The organism is Photorhabdus kayaii, assembly GCF_025384895.1.
Taxonomy (GTDB): domain Bacteria; phylum Pseudomonadota; class Gammaproteobacteria; order Enterobacterales; family Enterobacteriaceae; genus Photorhabdus; species Photorhabdus kayaii.
In genome coordinates this window covers 1-2,595 of the sequence record NZ_JAJAFZ010000152.1, presented here as the reverse complement: position 1 = coordinate 2,595, position 2,595 = coordinate 1, and the positions used below count along the sequence as shown (strand labels likewise).

General features: G+C 46.9%; 6 protein-coding genes. 3 read left to right on the top strand and 3 right to left on the bottom strand.

The window, feature by feature from the left end; all coding sequences use genetic code 11:
• Positions 1-524, bottom strand: a 524-nt coding sequence (locus tag LGZ98_RS23410; protein WP_262978690.1) for a CHC2 zinc finger domain-containing protein, incomplete at its 3' end; no start/stop codon positions are given.
• A gap of 122 nt (positions 525-646) precedes the next feature.
• Here LGZ98_RS23410 and LGZ98_RS23405 point away from each other — a divergent pair.
• From LGZ98_RS23405 to LGZ98_RS23395, 3 genes are all read left to right on the top strand, one after another.
• Positions 647-1,057, top strand: a complete 411-nt coding sequence (locus tag LGZ98_RS23405; RefSeq protein WP_036771233.1) for a helix-turn-helix domain-containing protein — start codon at positions 647-649, stop codon at positions 1,055-1,057.
• 85 nt (positions 1,058-1,142) lie between these two features.
• On the top strand, positions 1,143-1,463 hold the full coding sequence (locus LGZ98_RS23400; protein ID WP_040151679.1) for a SymE family type I addiction module toxin: 321 nt from the start codon (positions 1,143-1,145) through the stop codon (positions 1,461-1,463).
• Between the two features lie 14 nt (positions 1,464-1,477).
• Positions 1,478-1,675 carry a DUF7706 family protein gene (locus LGZ98_RS23395; protein WP_166291727.1) on the top strand — a complete coding sequence of 66 codons (198 nt, stop codon included), beginning with the start codon at positions 1,478-1,480 and terminating at the stop codon, positions 1,673-1,675.
• Between the two features lie 54 nt (positions 1,676-1,729).
• Here LGZ98_RS23395 and LGZ98_RS23390 read toward each other — a convergent pair whose 3' ends face one another.
• Together LGZ98_RS23390 and LGZ98_RS23385 are read right to left on the bottom strand one after the other, a co-directional pair.
• On the bottom strand, positions 1,730-2,050 hold the full coding sequence (locus LGZ98_RS23390; protein WP_214086574.1) for a DUF7716 domain-containing protein: 321 nt from the start codon (positions 2,048-2,050) through the stop codon (positions 1,730-1,732).
• Between the two features lie 15 nt (positions 2,051-2,065).
• Positions 2,066-2,595 (bottom strand): RHS repeat-associated core domain-containing protein (locus LGZ98_RS23385; protein ID WP_262978689.1); only part of this gene is annotated, 530 nt, incomplete at its 5' end.

Here is a 2,595-nt window from a genome sequence, read left to right as displayed (position 1 = left end):
GCCCCGGCTTTGAGTTTTTTATCCGGCAGCCGGTAGCCGAGCGTGCGGTTGGCAAAGCCGAGTTTAAAGTGGCTGACCAGTTCGGGATGGTCGAGGCGGCGTTTTTTCAGGTACTGCTGAACCTCCGGGGACGTCAGTAAAGTCTGATGATAGAACTCAACCACCCGGGTTAATAATGCCTGCCGTCCGGCTTCTTCTGCCACGGAGGGAACCGCCGGCAGCGTTTCCACGGCGGGGTTGGCCCCCAGTGCTCCTCGCAGCCGTTCACAGGCATGACGCAGGCTGAGCCGCTCGGTTTTCATCACCCAGTCCAGCACGGAGCCGCCGGCATGACAACCGAAGCAGTGATACAGATTTTTGGCGGGTGACAGCACCATTGACGGGGTTTTCTCCTCATGGAACGGGCACAGCAGCACGTAATCTTTGCCGCGTTTAATGAGCTTTCGCCCCTGTTGCTCCACCACGGCGACTAAGGAGACAGCGGCTTTCAGGTGCTGTAATTCGGCTTCCGGGATGCGTGCCATAACAAAGATCCCCCCAAAATATGTCAAGATTTATTTTGCTTCGATATGCGATATATTATATATTCGTAATACGATAGTAAAGCAAGTCGTTTTTGGAACTCACCTTATACTTGGAGCATTTTATGGCTGATGTGATAGATGAGATTATGCAGACCGAAGAACAGCGCCGGGCATTCGGTAAACGACTCAAAGAGTTACGTAACCAACAGCGACGAACACAGAAGGAAGTTGCTGCCCTGATTGGCTTGCAACTTTCGCAGTACAACAAGTATGAGTCCGGGATGCACATCCCTCCGGCTGATAAATTGATCCAACTGGCTGAGTTGTTCACGACAACTATTGATTACTTATTGCTTGGCTCGCCTAACGAACAGATACCGATTAGCAACACGCGATTAATGGAGCGATTTAAAGCACTGGCCCAATGCCAGCCGGAAGAACAGGAGACAGTGATTAAACTGATTGATGCGGTGATTGTTAAGCACCGGGTTGAGTCGGCAATACGCCCTGTTGATCAGGAGAAGAATAACTAAGTCTAAAGTGATTTTTTAGCGCGGCGTTGAAGTGCAGCAACACAACAACGCCGCTCACCACAAGCAACTAAGAAGGAGTTGAATGATGGCTAAGGCGCATTCTAAAGCAGAAGCGGCGATAAATAAAGCTGTGAAAACAGAACGTTATTACACGGTGGGCTATGTGCCGAACGGGAATAAGGTCAACAACGCCACCCCGGCGATACATCTTAAGGGGCAGTGGCTGAGACAGGCGGGGTTTAATACTGGCGGCCAGATTACGGTGAAGGTGATGGATGGCTGTTTGGTGCTCATTCCTGACAGTGAAGCCACGCAACAGCAGCATCAACAGTACCAGCGGCAACAGGCCCAACTGCGGGAGATTAAGCAGCAGATGAGGGCACTGATAACCGGTTTTGCGGGTTAAGGGGAGAGCATGAGATGACGATAGCCATTGAACATTTGCAGGACATTCAGTTAACCCACATTGAAGCACTGGCCTTAGCACAACTGGTTAAGCGGCTGTGCTGGGCGGAGATACGGGCCTGTGCCGTGAATGACGAAGAAGCGTATCAGATCAAAGATGCGATTTCTAAGCTTCAATCCGCTCTGGCTTACCGTGGGTATTCACCAAGATAGATCATCAGAAGGCCGGAAGATCTCAAGGATCTTTCCGGCTCATATCTCATATAATTAAAACTCCATAAAAGCATCATTTTCAAAATAAAAAATAAATGCCTTCAATAGATCATTAAGAGATGGATTGTCTAACTGGGCCTTAGTATTAGCTACTACTTCTTCAATTGTTCCTCCATCTAAAACTTCAATCCACCCGTTTTCTTTTACCTGTTTGGGTAAATAATCATCAGAATCAGGTGGAAAATCAGCACTACTCAGAGAAAAAATTCCTTCTGTTTCTAACGTCCAACTATTTTGATCTGGAGGTAAGCAAAACCACTCGCTGGAATTATTTTCTGGGGTCGATAATACATCAGCAATAGAAACTAACTTCATAAACTACCTCATTATTTATAGTCCACCACATTTTCCACTACCTAACTTTTTAAATCCTCCTTCCTGATTTGGATGAAGGCTTTTCTGTACAGCGCCAGGCGCTTGATGTTGAGATCTTGGAATAAGTTCTATCTTAGTTGGATTTTGAGCATTATGGTGCCATGAATGATTAGGCGGGCTAGTACGTTCAAATCCACCTTTTGGACCTGGCTGCACATGCGCTACAACTTCAGGCGGTAACGCTTTAGCTAAACGTGGATCTTTTTGTATTACTTCATACAGTTGTTTATTTGCATTATTAAAATGCTTAGGTCTGCTACTTGAATGTAAATCTGTGGGGATATCTGTTTGATACCACACACTATAATTTGGACTGGATAAAGGTCTACCAGAAGCATCAAAGCCAGTTAAGCCTAAGGGGTCGATCCACGACACCGGATTAGGCACGTACGCATACAGGTTCAGACCCCCTGCTAATCCTATCGGGTCGGCACAGAGATATTGCCCGGTCTCGTTATCGTAATACCTAAAACGATTATAGTATA

Excerpts from the sequence above, each read along its gene's own strand:
- LGZ98_RS23395 (WP_166291727.1), top strand. The coding sequence starts at position 1,478 with ATGACGATAGCCATTGAACATTTGCAGGACATTCAGTTAACCCACATT.
- LGZ98_RS23405 (WP_036771233.1), top strand. The coding sequence starts at position 647 with ATGGCTGATGTGATAGATGAGATTATGCAGACCGAAGAACAGCGCCGG.
- LGZ98_RS23400 (WP_040151679.1), top strand. The coding sequence starts at position 1,143 with ATGGCTAAGGCGCATTCTAAAGCAGAAGCGGCGATAAATAAAGCTGTG.
- LGZ98_RS23390 (WP_214086574.1), bottom strand. The coding sequence starts at position 2,050 with ATGAAGTTAGTTTCTATTGCTGATGTATTATCGACCCCAGAAAATAAT.